Below are 26290 nucleotides of genomic sequence, written 5' to 3' on the forward strand. Positions count from 1 at the left end.
ACAATTTAAGTTGAGATTCAGATGAATTTATATCAGTTACTAGAATCCGGCTTTCCAAAAGATAAACCATCATGCGCGATTGAAACGCATGATGGTTTGTTTTATAGCTGGGATGATTTAGAAAAGGCCACATCAAAAATGGCCAACCTGTTGGCAAGCTTGCGCTTACCTCAGGGATCCAGAGTTGCAGTTCAGGTTGAGAAATCACCTGAAGCACTCTTTTTATATTTGGCAACACTCAAAGCAGGTTTGGTGTATTTGCCATTGAATACGGCTTATCAAGCTGCTGAGATTGAGTACTTTATTGGCAACGCTGAACCAGCGGTGATGGTTTGCAGTCCTAAGAATTTCTCATGGGTGTCTAAAGTTGCTTTCAAGGCTGGCACGAAGCATGTCTTCACCTTGGGTGAAGATCGCACGGGCACACTTTTGGATCGTGCGGCGACGCAATCTGATAAGTTCAAAACGGTCAAGCGTGATGATGACGATTTGGCGGCCATTCTTTACACCTCAGGCACAACCGGTAGAAGCAAGGGTGCGATGTTGACCCACGGTAACTTGGGTAGCAATGCTGAAGTGCTGAAGAAGTTCTGGGCTTGGAAAAAAGGCGATGTTTTATTACATGCTTTGCCAATTTTCCACGTGCATGGCTTATTCGTTGCTTCCCATGGAGCTTTGCTCAATGGTAGCAAGATGATTTGGTTGCCACGTTTGGATACCAAAGAGTTGATCAAGCACATGCCAAGATCAACAGTGATGATGGGTGTGCCAACTTTTTATGTGCGCCTATTGCTAGATAAAGAATTCAGTAAGCAAACTGTTAAAAACATGCGTTTATTTGTTTCTGGTTCTGCTCCGTTGTTGACTGAGACCTTCAATCTTTTCAAAGAAAGAACAGGTCACACAATTCTTGAGCGTTATGGCATGAGTGAAACAGTGATGTTGGTTTCTAATCCCTATGAGGGTGCTCGTGTAGGCGGCTCTGTGGGCGTGCCTTTGCCTAAGACCCAGGTTCGCATCACGACGGACGACGGCAAGCTTTGTGGCGTTAATCAAATTGGCAGTGTTGAAGTCAAGGGTCCGAACGTATTCAAAGGTTACTGGCGCATGCCTGAAAAAACCAAAGAAGAGTTCACCAAAGACGGTTGGTTCAAAACAGGTGATGTTGGGCGTTGGGGCGGTGAGACCAGTGCTGGCAAGGTGCCTGATAACTATCTTTGCATCGTTGGCAGAAGTAAAGATTTGATCATTTCTGGTGGTTACAACGTGTATCCAAAAGAGATTGAGAGTTTTATTGATGACATGAATGGAGTTGATGAGAGTGCTGTGATTGGTGTACCTCATCCTGACTTTGGTGAGGCGGTGGTGGCGGTTGTGGTTGCTAAGCCAGGGGCTAAACTCAATTCAGATGCAATGATTGCTGATCTCAAAGGCAAGATTGCTAACTTCAAGGTTCCAAAGAAAGTCATCATTGTTTCTGAGTTACCGAGAAACGCGATGGGTAAAGTGCAGAAAAATGTTCTGCGCCAAACCTATGCATGAGCTTTAGGGCTATGACCAGGAATTAATGGTCATAAGGTTAGGTACTAAGTAAAAGGCCTTCGTGAGAAGGCCTTTTACTTTTATGAACGATTTTCTAAAATCTTTTAATAAAGACCTAAGGTGATCAGACCTTTGTTGAGCATGTAGGCTGACAGTACGAACAGCACCAAGGCAAAGACTTTTTTCAGTTGTGCCACATTGAGTTGGTGGGCAACTTTGGCCCCAAGTGGAGCGGTGACCACACTGGCCAGTGCAATACAAACAAGGGCTGGCACATAGATGTAACCAACAGAGCCGCTGGGGAGGTTGGGGTTGCCGTAGCCACTGAAGATATAAGCTATCGCGCTGGCTAGAGCAATTGGGAATCCCAGAGCTGCAGAGGTAGCAACGGCATGGTGCATCGTGACGTTGCACCAGGTCATGAAGGGAACTGATATGAAGCCACCACCAGCCCCGACCAGGCTTGATAAAAATCCAATGAAACTACCGGCACCAAACATGCCAACTTTGCCAGGCAGCGTGCGACTTGGTTTAGGTTTTTTGTTGGCCAACATTTGGTAGCCAGAAAAACCAACAAATAAAGCAAAAATTAGAGATAGCCAAGATGTTTTAAGTAGGGCAAATAATTTACCGCCGCCTAACAGAGCGCCAATCAAGATGCCGGGCACTAGAAGAATGACGATGTCCCAGCGCACGGCGCCACGTTTGTGATGAGCTCTCACAGAGGACAACGACGTGAAGATGATGGTGGCCATCGATGTAGCAATGGCTATGTGAACCACCACTTCAAGAGGAAAGCCATACAGTGTGAATAAGAAGGTCAGGAAGGGCACCATGATCATGCCCCCACCAATCCCTAATAAACCAGCTGCAAAGCCTGTGAAACTTCCAAGAACTGCCAGTGCACCGATTTGAATAAGGGTCATTGATTACTCTTTATTTGAATTTATAGAATTGTTGATTGAGGTAAGCGACTAAATCGGCTTCGTCTTCTGGAAATAAGTCCAAACGCATTTCTGTGTTGCACATGCTCACCATGAACTTGAGGCGTGCAGGATCTTTAACTTTACGGTCAGCCCTGGTGTAGATGATGTCACCGTTACCAAGACCAGATTTTTGTGCATGGCATTGATAGCACTTGGCTTGATGAAGAGTTTTGCCATTGTTCACATCCGCTGAGAATGCTGGTGATGCAATGGTGGTTGATGCAATTAAAAGACTTGCTGCGAAGATAGATTTCTTAAACATCCCAATTCCCTTCTAAAGGCTTTTTAAAAGATTCCCCACCTTGGCCGCTAGGCCGTCATCCTGAACCCAGTAGGTTCAAGTTGGCATGGCAATAATGTTTTGGGTGCATCAAGTCTTTCAGGGAGAGTCTGACCCGAAGTCAAAGTCTATGAGTAACGAGACGCTCGCGCCCACACTATATGGCCCACGCCTGATGCTTGCGCATCGGTTCAAGGAACTATTGGCCTTGGCGCACCAGGTAGGGAAAGCATTTTCAGCGCAGAATCAACGGATGCTTCAATTTGATCAACTTTGCCCTGTAAGGCAGTCATTTGATCAAGGCTGGCACCAGGATTTTCTGTGTTGCTGAGATTCATTTTGGCTGCTTGAAGGTCGCCTGCTAATTTAATAGCGGTCATGATGGCGGCACGTTCAATGCTGCGATTACCAGCAGATAACGCTGCTTCTAGTTGTTCGTCAACGAGGGCAGCAGCAGCTCTGAGGCTGGTTTCATGTTCTGGCGTTGTGGAAAACGCAAATTTCTGACCTGCCAAAGTAAGTTCAATGCGGTGTTGGCTCATTGCATATCCTTAGGGTGGACAGAAAGTAAGTCTAGTTGGCCAGTATCAGCTTGGCTCGGTAATTTTTCCAAGATCTGCTGAATTCGTCCTTGAGCATCTTCAATCTTATTCTCAAGGGCCAAGCGTTCTTTATGGGATTGCTCCACAGCTTCTAGTAAAGCCTTGGTTTTACCCTCTAGGCGCTCTAGACTGTCTTGCAAACGGCTATATGAATTGTTTGTAAGTTCTGACATAGGCATATTGTATATACTACTCTCGTTCTTAGGTGCTCTTGGAAGATAACAATCTACCAAAGTTAAACGGGAAACAGGGGTCTCATTAGTCTAAAACTAAAGGATAACCTGTGCTGCCCCCGCAACGGTAAGTGAACGCACGCAAGTGCTTGCTCAATCGATATACCACTGGCTCAGGCTGGGAAGGTCATTGAGTTAGTTTCATGAGCCCGGATACCGGCCTGGAATGGTTAATTGAGCTACGGGGACGTTGCTCGGTTATGAAGGTTCCGTGCTTGCGGGGGAACAAGCCAGCAACCATTGTTTTTTTGAAAGTTAATCCTATGTTTTTTAGACCAACCAAGGTTGCGCTTGCCTGCGCAGGTATTTTTGCAACCATCTCAACAGCGCAAGCGCAAATAGATTCAGAATTGAATCCTGTAGTTATATCGGCCACTCGTTCCGCTCAGAATATGAGTGAAGTTTTGTCATCAGTTTCAGTCATTACCAGAGCGGATATTGAGAAAACGCAATCTCAAGATGTAGTCAATATCCTCAATAGCCAACCAGGCTTGGAAATTAATAGAACTGGTGCCGTGGGTAGTGCCACATCGATCTATTTGCGTGGCGGTAACAGTAATCAAACACTCATGCTTTTAGATGGGGTGCCATTTTCAGGGGAGGCGGCATCAGGAGCCATTTCATCAATTGAGATGATTCCGGTTTCACAAATTGAAAGAATTGAAATACTGCGCGGTAATGCATCGGCTGTTTATGGTTCTGGTGCGGTGGGTGGTGTGATAAATATTGTGACTAAACAAGGCGGTGGAAAGCCTAGACCAGAGGCTTCGATTTCGTACGGATCAAATAATTCTAGAAATGCTTATTTAGGTTATGCGGGCGAGGTAGGTAATACCAAATTTTCAATCTCGGGAAATACTCAGTTAACGGATGGTTTTAATAGCATCAATCCCAAGTCTTTCCAAGATGTTAATCAGTCGCCCAATGGCTTTAGAAGCCAATCATACAGATTATCAGTTATTCAAAACTTGGGGGAGGGGCTGACGTTTGGGATTAGTTCTTTGGCCAATGATTCATGGACGTCGCTTGATGGAACCTCATCGTCAATAGATGCAGACTATTCAAATAGGCAGTTAAAAGCTAATTCAGCTTATGTGAAATATGCAGTCAATGATCGCTGGTTAAGTCAGTTTATTTATTCTGAGTCTGATAACAAGGGGCAGACTTTCTATAACCAGTACACCCCATACGATACTAACTGGAATTATGTTGGGACTCTTAGACCAAGTTTTTCGAATAGTGACAGTAAGGACTCTCACAAAAAAATTTCTTGGTTAAATAACTATGACGTTAATTCCAACAATAAATTACTATTTGGTTATGATCAGCAGAGATTGCTAGGGCAAAGTCGTGTATCTTGGGCTGGTTCAGTTAACACGGTTAGAGATATATCTAGTATGTATGCTGGACACACGGGCTCCTATGGCGCTCTCACTACTCAAGTGAATTTGCGTTATGACGATATTCAAGATGGTGAGTCAAAGACCACCTGGTTAGCTGGTTTGGGTTATGCCTTAGATCGGAACTGGAAAATAACTTCCACCTACTCTACCGCTTTCAATGCTCCAACGGGAGGGCAATTAGCAGATATATCTCAGGGCGGTAATGTAAATTTAAGGCCAGAGAAAAGTAAGTCATTTGAATCCGGCTTGCAGTATCAAAATATTAATAATCTAGCTAAGCTGGTTTATTTCAAAGTCGACTATCAGGATTTAATTACTCCGGGCAACGTTCGAGTTTCACCTTGTCCATTTTCTGATTGTGGAAGATATTTGGTTAATACATCTAATGCCAGCAATGATGGTTTGGAATTGTCCTGGAGATCTAATTTACCGCTTGGTACATTGAGGCTTTCTTACACTCGCCAGAACCCACAAGATGATATTACTGGGACTATGTTATTGAATCGCGCCAAAGAATTTGGTGCTGTAGAGTACTCGTATCCTATAGGTGCTTTAGAAGTTGGCGGAAAGTTAGTTGCCTCTGGTTACAGATATACACCTGATGCATACAGTGGAGCAACGACGAAAACAGGTGGTTATAGTACTTATAGTGCCTATATGGCTTATCGTTATGACAAGGAATGGACAGTAAGGTTCTCCGCGGAGAATTTAACCGACAAAGAGTACTATCAAATTCATGGATATAACGCTGCGCCACAAATGTTCTTCTTAGGTCTTCGTTACCAACCAAAGTAATTAAATGACCTCATCCAAAACCACTCTTTTTATTTTGCTCGTGATTGCATCACTGGCATCGGTGGCTTTGGCTCTTTCTATTGGCAGCGTCTCGAATGCAGATGCCGCCATCATTTACCAATTGCGCTTACCCAGAGTGTTGGCAGCATTTGCTGTGGGTGGTTTATTGGCCATGTCAGGCAGCCTTTTGCAAATCTTGACTCGCAATCCTTTGGCTGAACCTTCTGTCTTAGGCGTTTCTGGTGGAGCGTCGGTGGGTGCATTGGCTGTCTTGATGATGGGTGGTGCTGGAACTATTTGGGTTGCTGGTGGTGCTTGGGTAGGAGCGATTGTTGTGATGCTCCTATTGTGGTTGCTGGTTGGTGGTTACTCCGCGCATCCATCACGGATGTTGTTGGCTGGGGTCATGATTGCCACTGCTTGTGGCGCTATCAGTACTCTCATGATCACATTCGCTTCCAATGTGGCCATGCCCGGCATGATTCATTGGCTGATGGGTGATCTAGACTCTGTGATTAGTCTTGAAGCAGTGGGTGGCATATTAGGCGTTTGGCTATCTGTGTTGATTTTGGTGTGGAGGCTTTCGCCAAAAATTCATTTGCTTCAATTGGGCACTGATAAGGCTTTGACATTGGGTGTTGATGTGTCTTATGTCCAATGGATGATGGTTTTGTTATCTGCTTTATCTGCGGCTGCAGCTGTGTCGATCGCCGGATCCATCGGATTTGTTGGATTACTAGTGCCACATCTTCTGCGAGCATGCATCATTAAAAAACATGGCCCTGACCAAAAGTTCTTATTACCCGCATCTGCTTTATTGGGTGGTACTTTTTTGGTGTTGGCTGATATGTTTGCCAGAACCATCATTGCGCCTTCTCAATTACCGGTGGGCATCATCACTGCATTGATCGGGGTGCCAAGTTTCTTGTGGATCTTGTCGCGTTTTAGGCATTGGAATACATGATGACTACTCATTCTGTTGAAGATGCCAACATCGTTCTAGAAACAAAACAGTTGAATGTTGATGTTCCAGGGCGAAGCTTGATCAAAGATTTGAATTGGCAAGTGAAAAAAGGGGAGCGTTGGTGTTTGATTGGTCGCAATGGCGCGGGTAAATCAACCTTACTGAGAATCATTGCTGGTGTTCAAGCCAATACTTCTGCTGGTGAAATCAATTGGTTGGGTCAAGCCTTGCTCAGTTACAAGCCAGAAGAGTTTGCAAAGATTCGGGCCTATGCAGAACAGTTTCCGCTAGGGGGTGTGGGCTTAAGAGCCATTGATATGGTCTTAGCGGCCCAATGGCCGTGGCACCTTGATTATGCAAAAGAGAATGATCAAGCCCAAGCTGCATTGCGTGCCTGTGATGTTGCTCATCTAGAGCATGCTCAATGGCAAACACTTTCAGGAGGTGAGCGTCAAAGAGTTTCTTTGGCAGCGTGTTTTGCGCAAAATACCCAGGCCATTCTTTTGGATGAGCCTACATCTCATTTGGATATTGGTCATCAAGTGAGTCTATTAAAAACATTGACCGAAAGAAGTCAGTCATGCCACCAAACCATCATCGCAAGCTTGCATGAGATTGGCTTGATTCATCGAGGCTTCACTCATGCACTCTTGCTCATGAATGATGGCTCTTATTTGGCTGGGTCTTTATCTGAAGTGATTAATCCGGTTAATTTGGAAAAATCATTGGGCCACCCAATTGCAACCGCTCAAACAGTTGAGGGTCAAGTTATTTACGTGCCAGCTTAACGATTTAGTCTTTTATCTTCTTGCTAGCTTAGCGAAGTTGATTGATTTCAGTGCAGATCTTTTGGGCGCCTTGCATGATCCGAGGTGATGGTCTGCTGATGATGTCACCATCAAGATCAACAAATGCTTTGTTTTTCGTCGCAGCAAGCTGTGAGAAGGAAGTCCACATTGACCAATCACTGGTCATTTTTTGATTGTCCACTGCGGTAAAAATAATTTCTGGGTTGGCTTTGATGACAGCCTCTCTGCTGACCGTTGGGACCAGAACCTTTTCATTCGCAAATAATTGTTCGCCGCCACACAGTTGAATGATGTCACTGATGATGTGATCTTGATTGAGTGTCATCAGGGGTTGTGCCCAGACTTGATAAAACACCCTGACTTTTCTTTGACTGATATTTTTTTGCTTGTTTTGATTATTTTCCTTATTCCTTAGCTCTGTTATTTTGAGTCTCAGAACATCAGCATTTTTTTTGGCAACCAGGTCAGTGCCTAAGGCTTTGCCAATTGTTTCAATATCAGTAGCAATATCCAATAGCTTTTTAGGCTCCACAGCAATGAATTGCACATCTTTAGTGAATGTCTTTTTGATCGACTGAATCTGAGATTCAGATGTTCCGCCGCGCCAATAAATGATCAAATCTGGGCCAAGAGATTTCATTTTTTCAAGATCAATCGATCTCGCATCACTGGTGATGGGTAATTGTTTGACTGAAGTTGGGAAGTTGCTAAAAGCGCTCACGCCCACGAGGCGGTCAGAGCCTCCGGCTGAATCTACAAGCTCACTCAAGTGTGGGGCGAGAGTGATGATGCGCTGGGGGTAAGGTTGGGTGTGTCTATCTTGTTTGGCAAAAATCTCGTTAGTGCTAAAACTGAGTGAGATGCCAAATAGTATTTGAGAGGCAATCAATGCTATTGAAAACCCTGGTGAGCGCATCTTGATCAGATTTCTAGATTGTCGATGAGGCGAGTTTTACCTAATTTGGCTGCAGCCAAAACAACCAATGGTTGATTGCTAGAAAGGTCGGCATCACTAGCGCTTAACAAGTCATTGCGTTTGCGCACAGAGATGTAATCAGGAACCCATCCTCTAGTACTTAACTTGGCGCAAGCATCTTGTTCGATCTTTAAGACATCTGCGGAAGTCAATTTGCCTTGCAATACTTTTTCTTGGATTTCTTTGAGCGTCTGAATCAATTGCACAGCTTCTTGACGTTCTTCGGTCGATAGGTAACCATTTCTTGAAGAAAGAGCCAAACCATCATCGGCACGAACTGTCTCTGCCGGAACAATGTCCACTGGGAGTGCTAATTGGCGACACATTTGACGAATCACCATCAACTGCTGATAGTCTTTCTTACCAAACACTGCAACCTTCGGTTGAACGCAAGAGAATAGTTTTAAAACAACCGTGCACACCCCTTGGAAAAAGCCTGGACGGAATTCTCCTTCAAGGATCTTGCCTAGATTCTGAGGGGGTTCAACGCGATACTCTTGAGGCTCTGGGTACAAATCTTTTTCGGTGGGCGCGAACAGTACATACACACCTTCTTTTTCTAACTTCTCAACGTCTGCTTCAAAGGTGCGTGGGTATTTATCAAAATCCTCATTTGGCCCAAATTGCAGACGATTCACAAAAATACTCGCAATCACTGGGTCGCCGTGCTGTCTGGCTAAGCGCATCAAAGAAAGATGGCCTTCATGGAGATTGCCCATGGTTGGAACAAATACCGCTCGATTTTGTCCGCGCAATTGATCACGCAAGTCTTGAATGTCGCTGATGATCTTCATGGGGTATTTTTTCTTTAGAGGGCGATGTTAGTTAGGCGAATATGCCAAACGTACATAAATTGGAGCATATGGTTCTGCTTGAGTGATTTCAATCAAAGCCTCTCGAGAGAGCTCTAGCATCGCAATGAAATTAACCACTACCATTGGCGCACCTTGACCGGTGGCGATCGCATCTTCAAATAGGTCGGTGAATTCAATAAAGCGCTCACCTTGCAATCGTCGCAAAATACGCGTCATAAAATCACGCACGGATAATTGTTCGCGGGTGATGGTGTGATGTTGATTGAGTTTGGCGCGATATAGAACATCCTTCCAGGCTGCTTGGATGTCATTTGGGTTGATGTCAGGCCAGGTGACCGCCACAGTAGTATCAACGTGGCCGCTGGCTTTATAAAAATCACGACCCAGCACTGGCATCTTGTCGAGTTCTTGAGCTGCTAATTTCATGCGCTCGTATTCGAGTAAGCGTCTGACCAATTCTGCGCGAGGATCTTCTACCTCTTCATCACTGTCTGCTTTTTTCATTGGCAAGAGCATGCGTGATTTGATTTCAATCAACATGGCAGCCATCAACAAATACTCTGCAGCAAGTTCTAAGTTGGTATGACGAATTTGTTCAATATAGCCAAGGTACTGCTTGGTTACCTCGGCCATTGGAATGTCTAAAACGTTGAAATTCTGTTTGCGGATCAAATAAAGCAAAAGATCCAGCGGACCCTCAAAAGCCTCTAAGAAAACCTCTAAGGCATCGGGCGGAATATATAAATCAGAGGGTAGCTGAAATAAAGGCTCCCCATAGAGTCTGGCGAAAGACTCTGACATGCCATCAGTGACATCAGGAATGGCAGTAATTAAATCGCTCATTGGTAAACGTACGCTTTTTGCTTCACACGAGCGGCTTTTTGGCGTTCTTGCTCTTCAGGACTGATGGGGGATTTATCCCATAAAAGAGCGCGCCCCTCTTGCTGAGCCTGCTCTAGCTGAGGGTTTTGAGCTTTTAGCTCTTCCAAAAAATGAGTGATATTTGATTTGTATTGGGCCATAGTTTGTCAATTGTAGCGATTTAGCTGAATCAACTGCCTACATTTACCTTACAGGCCTCAGCACTCAGCTTTTTGGCTCGCTCAAAGGCCAATTCCAGGGTTTCTAGACTGTTCTCTGGACCAATCTCATCAATGAAGCCACTGCGCATCATCAATGATGATGGTTGGCTATTGGCACAGCAGACCAATAGTTGACCGCCATGCTTGTTGAGGGACTTATTCAGTGCTTTTAATGCATCAATCCCGCTGGTATCGATATTGATCAATTGATGCATTTCCAAAATGATCACTTTTGGTTTTAATCGATTTGGATCTTGAGGATTGAATAAATCTTCAACTTTATCGATGGCCCCAAAAAACAATGAGCCATAAATGCCATAAGCCTCAACAGTGTTTTTTAAATCAACTGAGTCATTCACTGGCAAATCATCTTTATGAGTGAATGATTCTGGGAGTTCTAGTTTTTCAATGCGAGTCAGTGATGAAATTCTGTAGATGAAGAAAATGCACGCTAAAACCAGGCCAGCTTGCACAGCCACAGTCAGATCAAAAATAATCGTTAGGAAAAATGTACCTAACAAAATCAATTGGTAGGTGATCTGAAATTGTTTTAAGCGCTTGAACTCAGTGCGATCAAACATGTTCCAGGCAATGTAAATCAAGATGCTTGCCAAGCAGGGCATAGGAATATGGCTTGCAAAGGGTGCCGCAATGATCATGATCAATAAAATCACCACCGCATGAATCACGCCAGACACCGGTGTTTTTGCACCTGCCTTGGCGTTTGTCGCAGTTCTGGCAATGGTTCCTGTGACCGGAAGTCCGCCAAAGAATGGCACCACCATGTTCGCAATGCCTTGCCCCATCAATTCTTGATTGGGGTCATGCTTATCATCACTCAAGGTATCTCCAACTCGTGCACAGAGTAAAGATTCAATTGCGCCAAGAATGGCAATGGTGAGCGTAGGTGCAAAAAGTTGTTTGGCTGTTTCCCAATTCAAGGCTGGCATCTTGGGGCTGGGTATTTGATTGGGCAATTCACCAAAGCGACTACCAATGGTTTCCACAGGTATATCCAATAGGTAAACCATGATGGTGATCAGCAGCAGAGCGACGATGATGCCCGGAACAAAGCTGATAGGTTGCCAAACGCGGGCCACTAAGCCGCTGACTTTGGGCCACAGAATGATCAAAGCCAGAGTGCTCAAAGCAATCAGAAACGCGAACAGGTTGGCGGTGTTGGCGTATTGATAAAACGCATGAATTTGAGAGAAAAAATCAGCAGGTAATTTCTCAATTTGTAAACCAAGCGCATCTTTGATTTGAGATAGACCGATTAATACTGCAATCCCGCTGGTGAAGCCAATGATGATCGCCACAGGTATGAAGCGAATTAAATTACCCACCCGAAACAAGCCCATGGTGAACAACAAAACTCCGGCAAAGAATGTCGAAACTATCAAGTTGGCTACGCCATAGCGTTCAACGATCGCGTAAACAATCACAACAAAGGCGCCTGCAGGGCCACCAATTTGAACTTTGCTGCCACCAAAGACTGAAATTAAAAAGCCACCAATGACCGCAGAGATCAAGCCGGCCTCAGGTTTGAGTCCGGATGCAATCGCAAATGCAATCGCTAAGGGGAGGGCAATGACACCAACCGTGATGCCACTGCTTAAATCGCTGATAAATATTTGGCTGTTGTAGCCTTTAGCGGCGTTGACGATTTTGGGTCGAAAACGCGCTAAGTTCATTATTGTTGATTGGCTTCTATGAGTTTTTCTATCATCACGGGATCAATGCGAGTCATCAAGTGCTGATAAGGATTGATCGCTTGCTTAGAGGATAGAGATTTGTTCACATCTTCCCAAGACATTGGTGATATGTTGAAGAATTTCTCAACACCCGCAGCCACATTGGGAACCACGGGTTTGAGGTACAAGGTCAAGCGTCTGAACGCTTCCAATGTGATGCTGCAGATGGTTTGTAGTTCTTGTTCTTTGCTAGGATCTTTAGCGATTTCCCATGGCTTGTTACTGTCAACAAATCCGTTGACTAAGTCAGCCAATTCCATCACGCGACGCAAAGCTTTTGCGTATTCACGAGTTTCGTACAAATCTGCGATTTCATCTTTGGCATCGGCCAACTGACCCAGTAATGGATGGCTCATGGCTGCATCATCAACGATGCCACCAAAGCGTTTGACCAAGAAGCCTGCGCTGCGACTGGCGATGTTGATGTATTTGCCTAATAAGTCACTGTTCACGCGCGCAGTGAAGTCTTGTAAATTCAAGTCCAAATCTTCCATGCTGGCATTCAACTTAGCTGCAAAGTAATAGCGCAACCACTCAGGATTTAAGCCACATTCAATCACGCTGTGGGCGGTGATGAAAGTGCCGCGTGACTTGCTCATCTTTTCGCCATCAACCGTTAAGAAGCCATGAGCAAAAACATTGGTAGGTGTGCGGTAGCCAGAGAAATGCAAAGTCGCTGGCCAGAACAAAGTATGGAAGTACAAAATATCTTTACCAATGAAGTGATACTGTTCAGTGGTCGTGTCTGGTTTGGTCCATTCGTTAAAGTCCAGACCTTTTTGTTGGCAGAGATTCAAAAAGCTCGCGTAGTAGCCAATCGGTGCATCTAGCCACACATAGAAATACTTGCCTGGGGCATCTGGAATCTCAAAGCCAAAGTAGGGGGCATCTCTAGAAATATCCCAATCACCTAATTGGCTCTCACCTGGCTCACCTACCCATTCTTTCATTTTGTTGCGAGCTTCAGCTTGCAAAGGGGTTTTTACTTGAGTCCAATCTCTTAAAAACTTTTCGCAACGCGGGTCAGATAACTTGAAGAAATAGTGATCGGATACTTTGCGAATCGGTGTTGCACCGCTCACAACTGAGAATGGGTTCTTTAAATCTGTAGGGGCGTAAGTCGCGCCACACTTTTCGCAAGAATCACCATATTGATCTTTGGCGCCACACTTGGGGCACTCACCTTTGATGAAGCGATCTGGCAAGAACATTTCTTTGACGGGATCATAGGCTTGCTCAATGGCGCGCTTCTCAATCAAACCAGCATCACGCAGCTTGATATAGATTTCTTCTGAAAGTATTTTGTTTTCGGCGCTGTCTGTTGAGTAGTAGTTATCAAAAGAGACCAAGAAATTATCAAAATCTCTTTTATGTTCTTTCCAAACATTGGCAATCAGCTCTTTGGGCGTGATGCCTTCTTTCTCGGCGCGCAACATGATCGGAGTACCATGCGTATCATCTGCGCCTACGTAGTGAACTTCGTGTCCACGCATTCTTTGGAAGCGCACCCAAATATCGGTTTGAATGTATTCCACCAAGTGACCAATATGAATTTGACCATTGGCATAAGGGAGGGCTGAAGTGACTAAAATTTGGCGCATAGGCATGGATTTTAGTCTGCGGATATAGTTGAGAGTTGAAAAAACAAAAAAAGCACTAGGAGATAAGAGTGACGGTAACGGTAGAAAACATACAAAATGCGCTTAAAAGCGTTATAGATCCTAATACTGGCAAAGATTTGATTTCTTCTAAATCTGCTAAAAATATCAAGGTTGATGGCTCAGATGTGAGTTTGGATGTGGTTTTGGCCTATCCAGCCAAGAGTCAGATTGACCTTATAAGAAAGTTGGTTATTACCGCCTTGCGCGAGGTTCCTGGGGTTAAAAACGTCAGCACCAATGTGACCATGAGCATTGTGGCTCACACCGTTCAGCGCGGCGTTAAGTTGCTTCCGAATGTAAAAAATATCATCGCAGTATCAAGCGGTAAGGGTGGTGTGGGTAAATCCACCACGGCTGTTAACTTAGCGCTGGCCTTGGCTGCAGAGGGCGCCACAGTGGGTATTTTGGACGCTGACATCTATGGCCCAAGTCAGCCAATGATGTTAGGTATCACTGGCCGCCCTGAATCAATTGCTGAGAACACCATTGAACCGATGGAAGGCCATGGCTTACAAGCAAGTTCGATTGGCTTTTTGATTGATCCAGATAGTCCGATGGTTTGGCGTGGTCCGATGGTCACATCGGCGCTTGAGCAGTTACTTCGTCAAACCAATTGGCGTGATGTGGATTATTTGATTGTTGACATGCCACCAGGCACAGGCGACATTCAATTGACCTTGTCTCAAAAAGTGCCAGTCACTGGGGCTGTGATTGTGACAACGCCTCAAGATATCGCTTTGTTGGATGCGCGCAAGGGTCTCAAGATGTTTGAGAAGGTCGGCATTCCGATCATTGGCATCGTTGAAAACATGAGCATTTATGTCTGCCCTAACTGTGATCATCAAGAACATATTTTTGGTCAAGGCGGTGGTCAAAAAATGTGTACGGACTACGGCGTTGATTTCTTAGGCAGTTTGCCTTTGAACTTGTCGATCCGTGAACAAGCTGATTCTGGTCGTCCAACGGTGGTGGCTGATCCTGATGGCGCCATCAGCGCCATCTACAAAGGAATCGCGCGCAAGATCGCGATTCAAGTGGCTGAGATGTCTAAGGATATGAGTAGTAAGTTCCCTAGCATTGTTGTGCAGAACACCTAAATCATGAAGCTAAAACTTGCCGTCGTGATGCGCAAAGACTTCTTGGATAACCCATGGCAGTCTTATCGTTGGGTTTTGGATGAAGTTGTTTATGACGTCGGCCAGTTCGCACACAAAACACCTGATCACATTCTTTCTGATCGTCCTGCGATGTGCATGCGAAGCGATGAGAAAACCGAACGATGGCTTTACACAGGTTTTGAAATTCAGTTATACAAGGATGAGGCAGAAGGTTATTACTTAAATTCAACATCGACAAAGCCAGCATGGTTTGTGATGTGGCGTCTTGAGGATCATCCAGATGGTGGCGATCCAATCGCTGTCCCTCATTTCTTGAGCATCAGTTACTACGAAGCGGGACGTTTGCTTGATGGTGGTGAAACGGTTGAGAATGTTCCTTTGGATCCTGATACTTCTGCTTGGTTGGCTGATTTTGTTACAGAAAACTACAAGCCTGAGCCTAAGAAACGTGCTCGCCCCGTTTCATTCAAGGGTGCGCATAGACCAAAAGATGAGGCAAGCTAATGGCTGGTTTTTTAAATCGTTGGTCCAAAAAGAAATTAGGTGCAGAGCCTGAGTTATCGCCTTCAGAATTGGCTGAGAAGCAATTACCTGCCCAATTAAAAAAATCAGCTGATACGTCTGCCAAAGATGCAAAAGACTCAGTATCGGGCGAGCAGTCATCCGAAAAAAATATAGAGCCAGTGGCCGCCGCGGCTCAAGCGCAGGAAGCTGCGCCAACGCTTGAAGATGTTCTTAAACTCACCAAAGATTCTGATTTCTCTGCATACGTCAAGCCAGGCATTGATCCTGAAGTACAAAAGGCGGCCATGCAAAAGCTCTTTTCAGATCCGCGCTACAACATCATGGATGGCTTAGATATTTACATTGATGATTATTCAAAGCCTGACCCAATTCCTCTAGAGATGCTCAAGAGAATGAATCAATCAAAAATGCTTGGTTTATTTAAAACAGATGAAGAAAAACTGGCGGATGAAGAGGCTGAGCGAATTGAAAGAGCCGATTATTACGAGCGTTTGAAAGTTTTGGAGGACAAAGAGGCTGCAGATGAGAAAGCTCTTGCTGATGCAAATTCAGAGACTGATGTAAGCCCTAGTGCTATAAATGCTGAAAATTCGGCAAAATCACCAGAATTGACTGATTCTCAAGAATCAACAGAAGTTCCAGTGGTTAAAGCAGAAGTAAAGACTCAAACAAAAACATAATTAGTTAATCGAACCAGGCCTAGGCCTGGTTGTTGAATATAAAAAGCCAGGTGTATTGATTAAATGGCTGAAGGCAGAGGATGACAAAGAAGACGCTCGTTTGTAGCTGTAATCAAACCATGCCCATAGATATCGTTCAGATAGCTAAGGGGATGGGGGTCGACAGCAAAAACATTTCACTCAATAACGCTTTGTGCCGCCAAGAGGTGGGTACTTTTATTGCTGCCTCTCAGGGGTCGGACGAGATTGTGCTCGCTTGTACTCAAGAAAAGCGCTTGTTTGATGAAGTCGCCAGTGAGCAAGAAAAGCCACTGATTGCCCCAATCAAGTTTGTGAATATCCGTGAGACTGGTGGTTGGTCTGCCGATGCGAAAAATGCCATGCCAAAGATCGCGGCCTTGTTAGCAATGGCATCTTTGCCTGAGCCAGATTCAGTGAATACAGTCAGCTATCAAAGTGGTGGTCGTGTATTGCTGATTGGCCCAGGAGATGCAGCGATTCAATGGGCAGAACGTTTATCAAAAAACATGAGCGTTGGCGTGCTGTGCACAGAAAAAGGTTCTTTGCCGCAGCTTCGTGACTTTCCTGTTTACAGCGGCAAGATCAAAAACCTCAAGGGTTATCTTGGCGCATTTTCGGTTGAGTGGACTCAAGAGAACCCGATCGATCTAGAGTTATGTACTCGGTGCGGCGCTTGTGTGGATGCTTGCCCAGAAGATGCAATTGATCTTAGCTATCAAATTGACTTGAACAAATGTAAGAGCCATCGCTCTTGCGTGAAAGCATGCTCTGCAATTGGTGCAATCAATTTTGATCGTGTTGACACAAGTCGCACGGACTCTTGGGATTTGATTTTTGATTTATCAAAAGATCCAATCTTGAAGATGAGTCAACCACCACAAGGTTATTACGCTCCAAAATCAGATCCATTGGATCAAGCCATTGCTGCATCTGAATTGATGGGCATGGTGGGTGAATTTGAAAAGCCGAAGTTTTTTGCCTACAACGACAAAGTATGTGCTCATGGTCGCAACGGTAAGGTTGGTTGTTCTGCTTGCGTGGATGTTTGCTCGACCAAGGCTATTGAATCTCAATTTAGAGATGGTAAGGGCACGGTCAAGGTCAATCCAAATCTTTGTATGGGTTGCGGAGCTTGTGCGACGGTGTGCCCATCTGGTGCGATGCGTTATAACTATCCAAGCGTTCCTTATCAAGGTCAGCAGGTCAAAGTGATGGCCAAGGCTTATCAAGCTGCTGGTGCAAAACTTGCGCCTAGCTTGTTATTGCACAGCAATGGTAAGGGTCAAGAGTTGATTCAGTCTTTGGGTCGACTTGCAGCCACTGATAAAGCTAATTTCAAGGGCATGCCCGCGCATTTAATTCCATTTGGTTTGCATCACAGTGCATCAACTGGTATGGACTTGTGGTTGGGTAGTTTGGCTCATGGTTTTGCTCAAGTGGCTATTTTATTGAGCGGTGAAGAAGCGCCTGAATATCAGCAAGCATTAACAACACAGGTGACTGTTGCGCAATCCATGCTTGAAGGTTTGGGTTACGCCAAAGACAGCATTGTTCTCTTGCAAGCTGACAGTGCTCAAGCATTGGAAAAACAATTTGTGGCCTTGCCAGCAAAAGCAGCGTTATGTCCAGCAGCAACTTTTGCTTTTGCCAATGAGAAGCGTGAAACATTAGAAGCTGCTTTAGAGCATTTGATGTTGCACGGTTCTATCAAGGTCACTGCTGAGAAGCCTCTGACTCTAGCAACAGGCTCTCCAATTGGTGGTGTGCTTGTCAATAAAGATGCTTGTACTTTGTGCATGTCTTGTGTGGGCGCCTGCCCTGAAAGTGCTTTGCGAGATAACCCAGATGCGCCTCAGTTATCGATGATTGAGCGCAACTGCGTGCAATGCGGTTTGTGTGTTCAAACGTGTCCAGAAAATGCTTTGACATTAGCGCCGCGTTTGCAAACCACTGAGATCAGAAAAAAAACAGTGGTTCTCAATGAAACAAAACCTTTCCACTGCGTCAGTTGTGGCAAAGCATTTGGTACTTTGAAGATGGTTGAATTGATGGTTGGTAAGTTGTCTTTGCACGCAGCCTTCTCGGGCGCTGCCACTGAGCGTCTCAAGATGTGCAGTGACTGCCGAGTGGTTGACATGATGAATAAACCTAACGATAACGATGTGGTCTGATGAGTGATATGGAAAAAAAATTAGATGAAGAAGTCACTGCTTTAAGTGCAGATGGATTAGAGGAAGACGTTGCTCGCGCAGACCTTTATGGCCTGTTGGCAACACTTTTTTATCAAGCACCAGACGATGACTTATTGCACCGTATTGCCGCATCTGCTGCCTATGGCACTGGATCCGAGGCGCCTGACAGCGCAGCCTTGACTCAAGCCTGGGATGAATTGGTCAGAGTTGCTTCATCCTCGACTGCTCAAGAATGGGCAGATGAATATCAAGAGCTCTTTATTGGTATCGGTAAACCTGAAGTCTTTTTATACGGTTCTTATTACCAATCAGGCTTTTTGAATGAAAAACCATTGGTACGCTTGCGTGACTCTCTTAAAGAGTTAGGCTTGGAAGCTGCTGAAAATATCACGGAGAGTGAAGATCACATTGCCTCCTTGTGTGAGGTGATGCGCTATTTGATCGCCGGTGATGATTTGGCAATTGCTAACTTGACGCAACAGAAAAAGTTTTTTGATGAACATTTGCGTTCTTGGGTGCAGGAATTGTGCGATGCAACAGAAGTACACCCCATGGCCAATCATTACAAGTCAGTTGCCATGTTGGCTAAAGCCTTTTTTGAGGTCGAGGCTTATGCCATGGACATGGTCGAATAACGCTATAAAAAATCAATCTACTTTTTACCTAAGCATTATTGGAAAAAGGCTTGCCGATTAAGAATCAGCAAGCCTTTTGAGTTAGGGAAACCCCTAGTCAAGTATTTGGTTTGTCGTGTGCAAAAAAAATAATAAACGTTTATAGTTAGACCATAAATGCAAGTGTTACTTTTGTAATTTAGTGGCAGATTGTTAAGAATTAATAGGAGATAGTTATGAGTGAAAACAAACACAAAGATTCGCGCAGAAAATTCTTTGTTACAGCAGGTGTTACTGCAGGCGCAGTAGCTGTTGTGTCTCAAACACCATTGGGAACAGCCATCGCTGAACAAGCCTCTACCATGATTGAAGATAGCAAGGGTTACAAGCTTTCTGATCATGTCCGTAAATATTACAAAACTACACTCGTTTAATTTTTAAACGAGTGTTTTTTTATTTCTCTTGAATCTTTGAGGGTCTATCCATGAGTCTGATTCGTAAAACATCACAACAAGCAGTTGCTGCTTCACGTCACTCCGCCCAAATGGTCGGTAGCTTAGCGCGCAGTTTGCAATCCGCGATCCCAATGATGGATCGTCGTACATTCCTTAAGCGCTCAGGCGTTGGTGTAGGTGTGGGTCTAGCCGCATCACAACTAACCTTGGTGCAAAAAGCCAAAGCTTCTGCAGCAGCAAAGCTAGACGGCAAGGGCAAGATTGAAGTTAAACGTACTGTGTGTACACACTGTTCAGTTGGCTGTGCCATTGATGCAGTAGTTGAAAACGGCGTTTGGACTCGTCAAGAGCCAGTGTTTGATTCACCGATCAACTTGGGCGCACACTGCGCCAAGGGTGCGGCGATTCGTGAACACGGTCACGGTGAGTTCCGCTTGAAGTACCCAATGAAGCTTGTGAATGGCAAGTACGAGAAAATCAGCTGGGATCAAGCGCTTGACGAAATCACAGCAAAAATGAAGAGTTTGAAGAAGACTTCAGGTCCAGATTCATTGTTCTTCATCGGTTCATCAAAGTACAACAACGAGCAAGCCTACTTGCTACGTAAGTTTGTTTCTTTCTTTGGTACAAACAACACTGACCACCAAGCGCGTATCTGTCACTCAACAACAGTGGCTGGTGTAGCGAATACTTGGGGTTATGGCGCGATGACCAACAGCTATAACGATATGCAGAACTCTAAAGCTGCTATCTACATTGGTTCAAATGCTGCTGAAGCTCACCCAGTTTCTATGTTGCACATGTTGCACGCTAAGGAAGCTGGTTGCAAAATGATTGTGGTTGATCCACGTTACACACGTACTGCTGCTAAAGCTGATCAATACGTGCGCATTCGTTCTGGTTCAGACATTCCATTCTTGTTTGGTGTGCTTCATCACATCTTCAAAAATGGTTGGGAAGATAAGAAATATCTTAACGACCGTGTTTACGGCATGGAAGATGTTAAGAAGGATGTGCTTGAAAAGTGGACACCAGCAAAAGTTGAAGAAGCTTGCGGTGCAACTGAAGCTCAAGTATTCCAAGTTGCTAAGACGCTACATGAGAACCGTCCAGGAACAATCGTTTGGTGTATGGGTCAAACTCAGCACACCATCGGTAACGCGATGGTTCGTGCCTCATGTATCTTGCAATTGGCATTAGGTAACGTAGGTAAGACGGGCGGCGGTACAAACATTTTCCGCGGTCACGATAACGTTCAAGGTGCTACTGACGTAGGTCCTAACCCAGATTCATTGCCAGGCTACTATGGTTTAGCAGCAGGTTCATGGAAACATTACGCTGGCGTTTGGGATGTTGACTACGAGTGGATCAAATCTCAGTTTTCTCCAAACATGATGGAGAAATCAGGTACAACAGTTTCACGTTGGGTGGATGCTGTGCTTGAGAAGAATGAACTCATCGATCAAGACAATAACGTGAAGGGTGTGTTCTTCTGGGGCCATGCTCCGAACTCACAAACTCGCGGTCTTGACATGAAGAAAGCCATGGACAAGTTAGAGTTGTTGGTTGTGGTTGATCCATATCCAAGTGCAACTGCTGCGATGGCTGCAATGCAAGTAGACGGTGCTCAGGTTAACAAAGACCGTGCAGTTTATTTGTTACCTGCTTGCACACAGTTTGAAACTGTTGGTTCAGCAACTGCGTCTAACCGTTCAGTCCAATGGCGTGAAAAAGTGATTGATCCGTTATGGGAGTCAGTGCCTGACCACGTGATCATGCAAGCGATGGCTGACAAGCTTGGATTTGGCAATGAGTTGTCTAAGAACTACAAGATGTTGAAGAGCAAGTACGCTGGTAAAGAGTGGAAAGAACCAGAAGTTGAATCCATCTTGCGTGAAATCAACAAGGCAGTATGGACAATTGGTTACACAGGGCACTCACCAGAGCGTCTAAAAGCTCACATGCGCATGATGCACGTGTTTGATGTGAAGACATTGAAGTCTAAGGGTGGTAAAGATCCAGTGACTGGTTACGATACAACTGGTGATTATTTCGGTTTGCCATGGCCTTGCTACGGTACACCTGAGATGAAGCACCCAGGTAGTCCAAATCTTTATGACACCAGCAAGCACGTGATGGATGGTGGCGGTAACTTCCGTGCAAACTTTGGTGTTGAAAGAGACGGTAAGACACTATTGGCTGAAAACGGTTCTCACTCCAAGGGCGCTGACATCAAAACTGGTTACCCAGAGTTTGATCATGCACTTGTGAAGAAACTTGGCTGGTGGGATGAGTTGACTGATGCAGAGAAAAAAGCTGCTGAAGGTAAGAACTGGAAGACTGACGTTTCTGGTGGTTTGATACGTGTGATCATGAAGAACCACGGTTGCCATCCATTTGGTAACGCGAAGGCTCGTGCAGTTGTTTGGAACTTCCCTGATCCAATTCCACAGCACCGTGAGCCTTTGTATGGCACACGTCCTGACTTGATGGCGAAGTACCCAACGCATGATGATAGAAAGACTGCATGGCGTCTTCCAATTCTTTACAAGTCTGTTCAAGAGAAGAATATTGCTGACAAGATGCATGAGAAGTTCCCAATCATCCTTACCTCTGGTCGTTTGGTGGAGTACGAGGGTGGTGGTGAAGAGACTCGTGCAAACCCATGGTTGGCTGAATTGCAACAAGATAACTTTGTAGAGATCAATCCGGCAGCTGCTAACAAGCGCGGTATTCGTAACGGTGAGTATGTTTGGGTTAAATCTCCAACCGGCGCGAAGATCAAGGTGAAAGCTTTGGTGACAGAGCGTGTTGCTGCAGATACGGCATTCATACCGTTCCACTTCTCTGGATGGTGGCAAGGTAAAGATATATTGGATGCTTATCCAAAAGGTGCTGCACCGATCGTACGTGGTGAAGCTGTTAACACTGCAACAACATATGGTTACGACATTGTGACCATGATGCAGGAAACCAAGACAACAATTTGTCAGATTGAGAAGTTCGCTTAATAGCGGCGGAATTTAGGAGACGATAATGGCAAGAATGAAATTTATCTGCGATTCAGAGCGCTGCATTGAGTGTAATGGTTGTGTAACAGCGTGTAAGAATGAGCATGAGGTACCTTGGGGCGTTAATCGCCGTCGTGTTGTAACAATTAACGATGGTGTGATTGGCGCAGAAAAATCAATCTCAGTAGCATGTATGCATTGTTCAGATGCACCATGTATGGCTGTATGTCCAGTAGATTGCTTCTACAGAACTGATGAAGGTGTAGTGCTTCACGATAAAGATATCTGTATCGGTTGCGGCTACTGTTCATATGCATGCCCATTCGGCGCGCCACAGTTCCCAAGCGCTGGCACATTTGGCCTACGTGGAAAAATGGACAAGTGCACATTCTGTGCTGGTGGTCCTGAGAAGAACGGTACTCAAGCAGAGTTTGAGAAGTACGGACGTAACCGCCTATCAGAAGGTAAGTTACCAGCCTGTGCTGAGATGTGTTCTACCAAAGCTTTGATTGGTGGTGATGGCGATGTGGTTGCAGATATTTTCCGCAATCGTGTTGTTAAGCGTCAATCAAATGGTAAAGCAGCTGGCGCCAACGTATTTGGTTGGGGTACTGCTTACGGTAAACCACAACAAGCTCCAGGAAAAAAATCATGATTAAAAGAATTTCTTTAACTGCAGCTTTGATCGCAACAACATTCACGCTTGGGGCATGTTCTGAAGTCCCTCAGACTGTTGTTGCAGCTAAAAAAGGTGATGAAAAAGCCTATGTAGCTGCTGACAACAAGTATGTTGAAAAAGGTTGGACTTCGGGCGATCAGGTTACTTGGGAAAAGCAACTTAAGACTCGCAGTCAAGGTCAAGACGATTACGTTAAAGCTAAGTAAGTTACTCGAGTAATTTAGGAGATAGTATGAGAATTACAATAAGAAACTTACTCGCCAGCGTTGTACTTTCTGTAACAGCTTCAGTGGCATTTGCGCAGGGGGCAGCTCCTGCCGCAAAGCCACAAGTTGAGTCTGTGAATATTTTGGAAGTAAGTAAAGATGTTCAAGCCCAACGAGAGGCCGGCGAAAACAAACCTGGTAGCAATCAACCAATCTGGAAAAATGCTAACTCTGATGTAGCTCACACAGTTAACTTTCCTAACAAGGAAATGGGTGTACTTATTCAGAAGTCTGGTCAGCAATGGCGCCTTATCCGTAACGGTGTGATCACTGTATGGGGCGGTTGGTTATTGGTGCTCATGGCTGGTTTGATTACAACAGTGTTTGTGATCAAAGGTCAGATTAAGTTGCATGAGCCAAAGACTGGAAGGTTGTTAAAGCGCTTTACAAGTCTAGAAAGATTTTCACACTGGTTAATGGCGTTCAGCTTCTTGGCGCTTGCATTTACAGGTATCTTTATTCTATGGGGCAAGTTCTTCTTGTTACCAATCATGGGTGGTGCTGCTTACGGCGCATTCTTGTTGGTGATGAAGAATATCCATAACTTCACTGGTCCTTTGTTCACAGCAAGTATCCTTTTATTCTTCGTCTTGTACGTTAAAGACAATATTCCGAATAAAGGCGACTTAACTTGGATCGCTTCATTTGGCGGATTATTGTCAGGTAAGCACATCCCATCTCACCGCTTCAATGCTGGTGAAAAGATTTGGTTCTGGGGTGGTGTAACAGTTCTTGGTTTAATTGTTTCAGCTTCAGGCTGGGTGTTAGACATGATTGTGCCAATCCCTGGTATTGAATACTGGCGTGGCACTATGCAGTTAGCTCACATTGTTCATGCTGTTGCCGCAATCATCATGACTGTCATGGCCATGGGTCACATCTATGTCGGTTCAATCGGCATGGAAGGTGCATTGCAAGGCATGAAGACTGGTTACGTTGACGAAGCTTGGGGCAAAGAGCACCATGAACTTTGGTATGACGATATGAAATCTGGAAAAATAAAATCATAGATCCAAGAAAAGAGACAATTATGAAAAAACTTTCACTACTATTAGTCACATTATTAAGCTCTGGTTTCGTTTTTGCTAAGTTACCAGCTCCAACACCGGAAGCTGCCGCTGCTGCTGACTTGGCCAAAGCAAGAACTGCACACGGTGACAAAGTTGGCGCATATCAACTTTGCAAGTCACAAAATGAAGTGGCTAACAAGTACAAAAAAGCTGGTGCTCCTGCACCTGCTGCTTGTGTGAACCCTGGCCCATTTGTTGCTCCTACAGCAGCTCCTGCACCAGCACCAGCTCCGGCTCCAGCTCCAGCTGCTGCACCAGCGGCTAAAAAGTAATTAGCTTTAAAAACCTAATCAGTAACTAAGTTATCTTAGTTACTGATTTTTTATTTTAAAGAGCATAAAGTGGTTAAATTATCCAAAGCCGTCGCGCCCTTGATTCATGAAGTCAAAGTAGTGGATGAGCAGGGTCGTGAGAAACTTATTCATGTCCCTGGTGAGCGACCGCTCACTATTTATTTAGATAAAAAAGAATTGGTCACCCTCATGACACTTGGGGGAGCGCCAGAGGCGTTGATTTTGGGTTACTTGCGCAATCAACGCTTAGTACCCTCCATTGATTACATCGAGAGTATTCAGGTGGATTGGGACACAGAGTCAGCTGCCGTGACCACCAAGGGAAACACAGTTGATATTGAAGAAAAAACCAGTCGCAGAGTTGTGACAACCGGTTGCGGTCAGGGAACTATCTTTGGCGGAATCATGGATGACATTGATTCTATTCAGTTACCAATTAAAGCAGAAATAACAAAGCCGGCAATTTATGAAATCATTGACCATATTAGAACCAGGTCATCGATATACAAGCAAGCAGGCTCTGTTCATGCTTGCGCCGTGTTTAAAAATAATGGGCAAAGCGTTGAGTTATTGCATTTCATTGAAGACGTGGGTCGTCATAATGCCGTTGATTCAATCGCTGGGTTGATGTGGCTTGATGAACAATCTGGTGAAGATTTAATTTTTTACACAACTGGCAGATTAACTTCCGAGATGGTGATCAAGGGTGCGCAAATGGGCATCCCATTTTTATTGTCACGCTCAGGCGTAACAGCGATGGGTTTAGAGATGGCAAACAAGGTCAACATGACATTGTTCGGGCGTTGTAGTGGTCAGCATTATTTAATATACAGTGGCGTTAATCGAGTAAATACAAAGGAAGTAAATGTTCATACCGCGTGATGTGATTTCTGGTCTGGTGCTGTCTGGCGGTCAAGGTCGTCGTATGGGCGGCACTGATAAGGGCTTGCAGCCGTTCAAGGGTGCACCCATGGCGATGCACACCATCATGCGTTTAGAGCCTCAAGTAGATGTTGTGAAAATAAATGCTAATCGCAATTTGGCAGCTTACGAATCACTTGGAGTTTCTGTTTTGCCGGATGTGATTGGTGATTTTGCAGGCCCTCTAGCAGGTTTCCAGGCTGGCTTGGAAAACTGCGAGCATCCATACTTGGTGACAGTGCCTTGTGATTCTCCAAGATTCCCGATGGATTTGGTTGAGAAACTATCAGAAGCATTAATCATTCAGGATTTAGATTTGGCCTATGCTGCCACCATGGAAAATGGTGAGTTAAGAACTCACCCAGTATTTGCTTTAATGAAGTCTTCTGTCACTGATTCTCTGCTGCCATTTTTATCTGGGGGCGGACGCAAGATTGATAAGTGGTTTGAAAGTATGAAAACAAACTACGTGGTATTCGATGATGTTGCTGCTTTTGCCAATGTGAATACCGTGGAAGAGCTACGGGCACTGCAAGGTTAAGC

The 26290-nt window shown here is 44.9% G+C and carries 26 protein-coding genes, 1 other RNA gene, 1 pseudogene and 1 riboswitch; of the genes and pseudogenes, 17 read left to right on the forward strand and 11 right to left on the reverse strand.

Annotated elements, in window-relative coordinates; all coding sequences use genetic code 11:
* Positions 1–21: 21 nt before the first annotated feature.
* Complete coding sequence (locus AOC33_RS04375; RefSeq protein ID WP_425439813.1) at positions 22–1542, forward strand: malonate--CoA ligase; 1521 nt, start codon at positions 22–24, stop codon at positions 1540–1542.
* Between the two features lie 104 nt (positions 1543–1646).
* On the opposite strand, the gene AOC33_RS04380 is transcribed toward AOC33_RS04375, so the two are convergent.
* The 5 genes and pseudogenes from AOC33_RS04380 to AOC33_RS04395 all read right to left on the reverse strand — a co-directional run bounded on the left by AOC33_RS04380 (position 1647) and on the right by AOC33_RS04395 (position 3583).
* Complete coding sequence (locus AOC33_RS04380; RefSeq protein ID WP_089515337.1) at positions 1647–2468, reverse strand: sulfite exporter TauE/SafE family protein; 822 nt, start codon at positions 2466–2468, stop codon at positions 1647–1649.
* A 10-nt stretch (positions 2469–2478) separates the two neighbouring features.
* Positions 2479–2790, reverse strand: a complete 312-nt coding sequence (locus AOC33_RS04385; RefSeq protein WP_245835585.1) for a hypothetical protein — start codon at positions 2788–2790, stop codon at positions 2479–2481.
* A 28-nt stretch (positions 2791–2818) separates the two neighbouring features.
* A non-coding RNA gene (ssrS, locus tag AOC33_RS09255) (6S RNA) lies at positions 2819–3038 on the reverse strand.
* 66 nt (positions 3039–3104) lie between these two features.
* A pseudogene (locus AOC33_RS04390) lies at positions 3105–3350 on the reverse strand (cell division protein ZapA); the annotation flags it as partial.
* Positions 3347–3583, reverse strand: a complete 237-nt coding sequence (locus tag AOC33_RS04395) for a hypothetical protein (protein WP_245835586.1) — start codon at positions 3581–3583, stop codon at positions 3347–3349. The gene AOC33_RS04395 and the pseudogene AOC33_RS04390, both read right to left, overlap by 4 nt.
* A gap of 12 nt (positions 3584–3595) precedes the next feature.
* Positions 3596–3822, forward strand: a riboswitch (cobalamin riboswitch).
* On the opposite strand from AOC33_RS04395, the gene AOC33_RS04400 reads away from it, so the two are divergent.
* The 3 genes from AOC33_RS04400 to AOC33_RS04410 all read left to right on the forward strand — a co-directional run bounded on the left by AOC33_RS04400 (position 3787) and on the right by AOC33_RS04410 (position 7593).
* On the forward strand, positions 3787–5841 hold the full coding sequence (locus AOC33_RS04400) for a TonB-dependent receptor domain-containing protein (RefSeq protein ID WP_180738095.1): 2055 nt from the start codon (positions 3787–3789) through the stop codon (positions 5839–5841). Its footprint overlaps the riboswitch before it by 36 nt.
* Before the next feature lie 4 nt (positions 5842–5845).
* Entirely contained in the window at positions 5846–6805 is a 960-nt protein-coding gene (locus AOC33_RS04405; protein WP_089515341.1) for a FecCD family ABC transporter permease, read from the forward strand.
* Positions 6805–7593, forward strand: a complete 789-nt coding sequence (locus AOC33_RS04410) for an ABC transporter ATP-binding protein (protein WP_180738096.1) — start codon at positions 6805–6807, stop codon at positions 7591–7593. The genes AOC33_RS04405 and AOC33_RS04410 overlap by 1 nt, the downstream gene beginning before the upstream one ends.
* Before the next feature lie 28 nt (positions 7594–7621).
* On the opposite strand, the gene AOC33_RS04415 is transcribed toward AOC33_RS04410, so the two are convergent.
* From AOC33_RS04415 to metG, 6 genes are read right to left on the reverse strand one after another with little or no spacing between them, the layout of a single operon-like run.
* Positions 7622–8530, reverse strand: coding sequence for a helical backbone metal receptor (locus tag AOC33_RS04415; RefSeq protein ID WP_089515343.1), 909 nt, complete (start codon positions 8528–8530; stop codon positions 7622–7624).
* A 5-nt stretch (positions 8531–8535) separates the two neighbouring features.
* Positions 8536–9384: a pantoate--beta-alanine ligase gene (gene panC, locus AOC33_RS04420; RefSeq protein WP_089515344.1), complete on the reverse strand. Its 849-nt coding sequence runs from the start codon at positions 9382–9384 to the stop codon at positions 8536–8538.
* A gap of 27 nt (positions 9385–9411) precedes the next feature.
* A complete protein-coding gene (locus AOC33_RS04425; RefSeq protein WP_089515345.1) occupies positions 9412–10248 on the reverse strand; it encodes a segregation and condensation protein A in 837 nt (278 codons plus the stop codon).
* Positions 10245–10427, reverse strand: coding sequence for a DUF3460 family protein (locus AOC33_RS04430; RefSeq protein WP_089515346.1), 183 nt, complete (start codon positions 10425–10427; stop codon positions 10245–10247). The genes AOC33_RS04425 and AOC33_RS04430 overlap by 4 nt, the downstream gene beginning before the upstream one ends.
* Positions 10428–10456: 29 nt before the next feature.
* A complete protein-coding gene (locus AOC33_RS04435; RefSeq protein WP_089515347.1) occupies positions 10457–12181 on the reverse strand; it encodes a SulP family inorganic anion transporter in 1725 nt (574 codons plus the stop codon).
* The gene (metG, locus tag AOC33_RS04440; RefSeq protein WP_089515348.1) at positions 12181–13848 is read right to left on the reverse strand and encodes a methionine--tRNA ligase; all 1668 of its coding nucleotides are present in this window, start codon (positions 13846–13848) and stop codon (positions 12181–12183) included. The genes AOC33_RS04435 and metG overlap by 1 nt, the downstream gene beginning before the upstream one ends.
* A gap of 62 nt (positions 13849–13910) precedes the next feature.
* Between metG and apbC the strand changes: the two genes are divergently transcribed.
* The 13 genes from apbC (at position 13911) to mobA (ending at position 26288) form a co-directional block, all read left to right on the forward strand.
* Positions 13911–14999 carry an iron-sulfur cluster carrier protein ApbC gene (gene apbC, locus AOC33_RS04445; protein WP_089515349.1) on the forward strand — a complete coding sequence of 363 codons (1089 nt, stop codon included), beginning with the start codon at positions 13911–13913 and terminating at the stop codon, positions 14997–14999.
* A 3-nt stretch (positions 15000–15002) separates the two neighbouring features.
* A complete protein-coding gene (locus AOC33_RS04450) occupies positions 15003–15524 on the forward strand; it encodes a DUF3305 domain-containing protein (RefSeq protein WP_089515350.1) in 522 nt (173 codons plus the stop codon).
* Positions 15524–16225: a DUF3306 domain-containing protein gene (locus AOC33_RS04455; RefSeq protein ID WP_089515351.1), complete on the forward strand. Its 702-nt coding sequence runs from the start codon at positions 15524–15526 to the stop codon at positions 16223–16225. Before AOC33_RS04450 ends, AOC33_RS04455 begins: the two co-directional genes overlap by 1 nt.
* A 119-nt stretch (positions 16226–16344) precedes the next feature.
* Positions 16345–18417 (forward strand): 4Fe-4S dicluster domain-containing protein, encoded by a 2073-nt coding sequence (locus AOC33_RS04460; protein ID WP_245835587.1) that lies wholly within the window; start codon positions 16345–16347, stop codon positions 18415–18417.
* Entirely contained in the window at positions 18417–19073 is a 657-nt protein-coding gene (locus tag AOC33_RS04465; protein ID WP_089515353.1) for a TorD/DmsD family molecular chaperone, read from the forward strand. Before AOC33_RS04460 ends, AOC33_RS04465 begins: the two co-directional genes overlap by 1 nt.
* Positions 19074–19288: 215 nt before the next feature.
* Positions 19289–19486 carry a formate dehydrogenase gene (locus tag AOC33_RS09080; protein ID WP_143744015.1) on the forward strand — a complete coding sequence of 66 codons (198 nt, stop codon included), beginning with the start codon at positions 19289–19291 and terminating at the stop codon, positions 19484–19486.
* A gap of 110 nt (positions 19487–19596) precedes the next feature.
* Positions 19597–22518, forward strand: coding sequence for a formate dehydrogenase subunit alpha (locus AOC33_RS04475; protein ID WP_245835616.1), 2922 nt, complete (start codon positions 19597–19599; stop codon positions 22516–22518).
* 25 nt (positions 22519–22543) lie between these two features.
* Positions 22544–23173, forward strand: coding sequence for a formate dehydrogenase FDH3 subunit beta (fdh3B, locus tag AOC33_RS04480; protein WP_089515355.1), 630 nt, complete (start codon positions 22544–22546; stop codon positions 23171–23173).
* Positions 23170–23403: a hypothetical protein gene (locus AOC33_RS04485; protein ID WP_089515356.1), complete on the forward strand. Its 234-nt coding sequence runs from the start codon at positions 23170–23172 to the stop codon at positions 23401–23403. Before fdh3B ends, AOC33_RS04485 begins: the two co-directional genes overlap by 4 nt.
* Positions 23404–23429: 26 nt before the next feature.
* Positions 23430–24473 (forward strand): formate dehydrogenase subunit gamma, encoded by a 1044-nt coding sequence (locus AOC33_RS04490; protein WP_089515357.1) that lies wholly within the window; start codon positions 23430–23432, stop codon positions 24471–24473.
* Positions 24474–24493: 20 nt separating this feature from the next.
* Positions 24494–24805 carry a hypothetical protein gene (locus AOC33_RS04495; protein WP_089515358.1) on the forward strand — a complete coding sequence of 104 codons (312 nt, stop codon included), beginning with the start codon at positions 24494–24496 and terminating at the stop codon, positions 24803–24805.
* 69 nt (positions 24806–24874) lie between these two features.
* On the forward strand, positions 24875–25708 hold the full coding sequence (locus tag AOC33_RS04500) for a formate dehydrogenase accessory sulfurtransferase FdhD (RefSeq protein WP_089515359.1): 834 nt from the start codon (positions 24875–24877) through the stop codon (positions 25706–25708).
* Positions 25692–26288 (forward strand): molybdenum cofactor guanylyltransferase MobA, encoded by a 597-nt coding sequence (gene mobA / locus AOC33_RS04505; RefSeq protein ID WP_089515360.1) that lies wholly within the window; start codon positions 25692–25694, stop codon positions 26286–26288. The genes AOC33_RS04500 and mobA overlap by 17 nt, the downstream gene beginning before the upstream one ends.
* Positions 26289–26290: the final 2 nt, after the last annotated feature.

The organism is Polynucleobacter cosmopolitanus (assembly GCF_002224225.1).
GTDB lineage: Bacteria > Pseudomonadota > Gammaproteobacteria > Burkholderiales > Burkholderiaceae > Polynucleobacter > Polynucleobacter cosmopolitanus.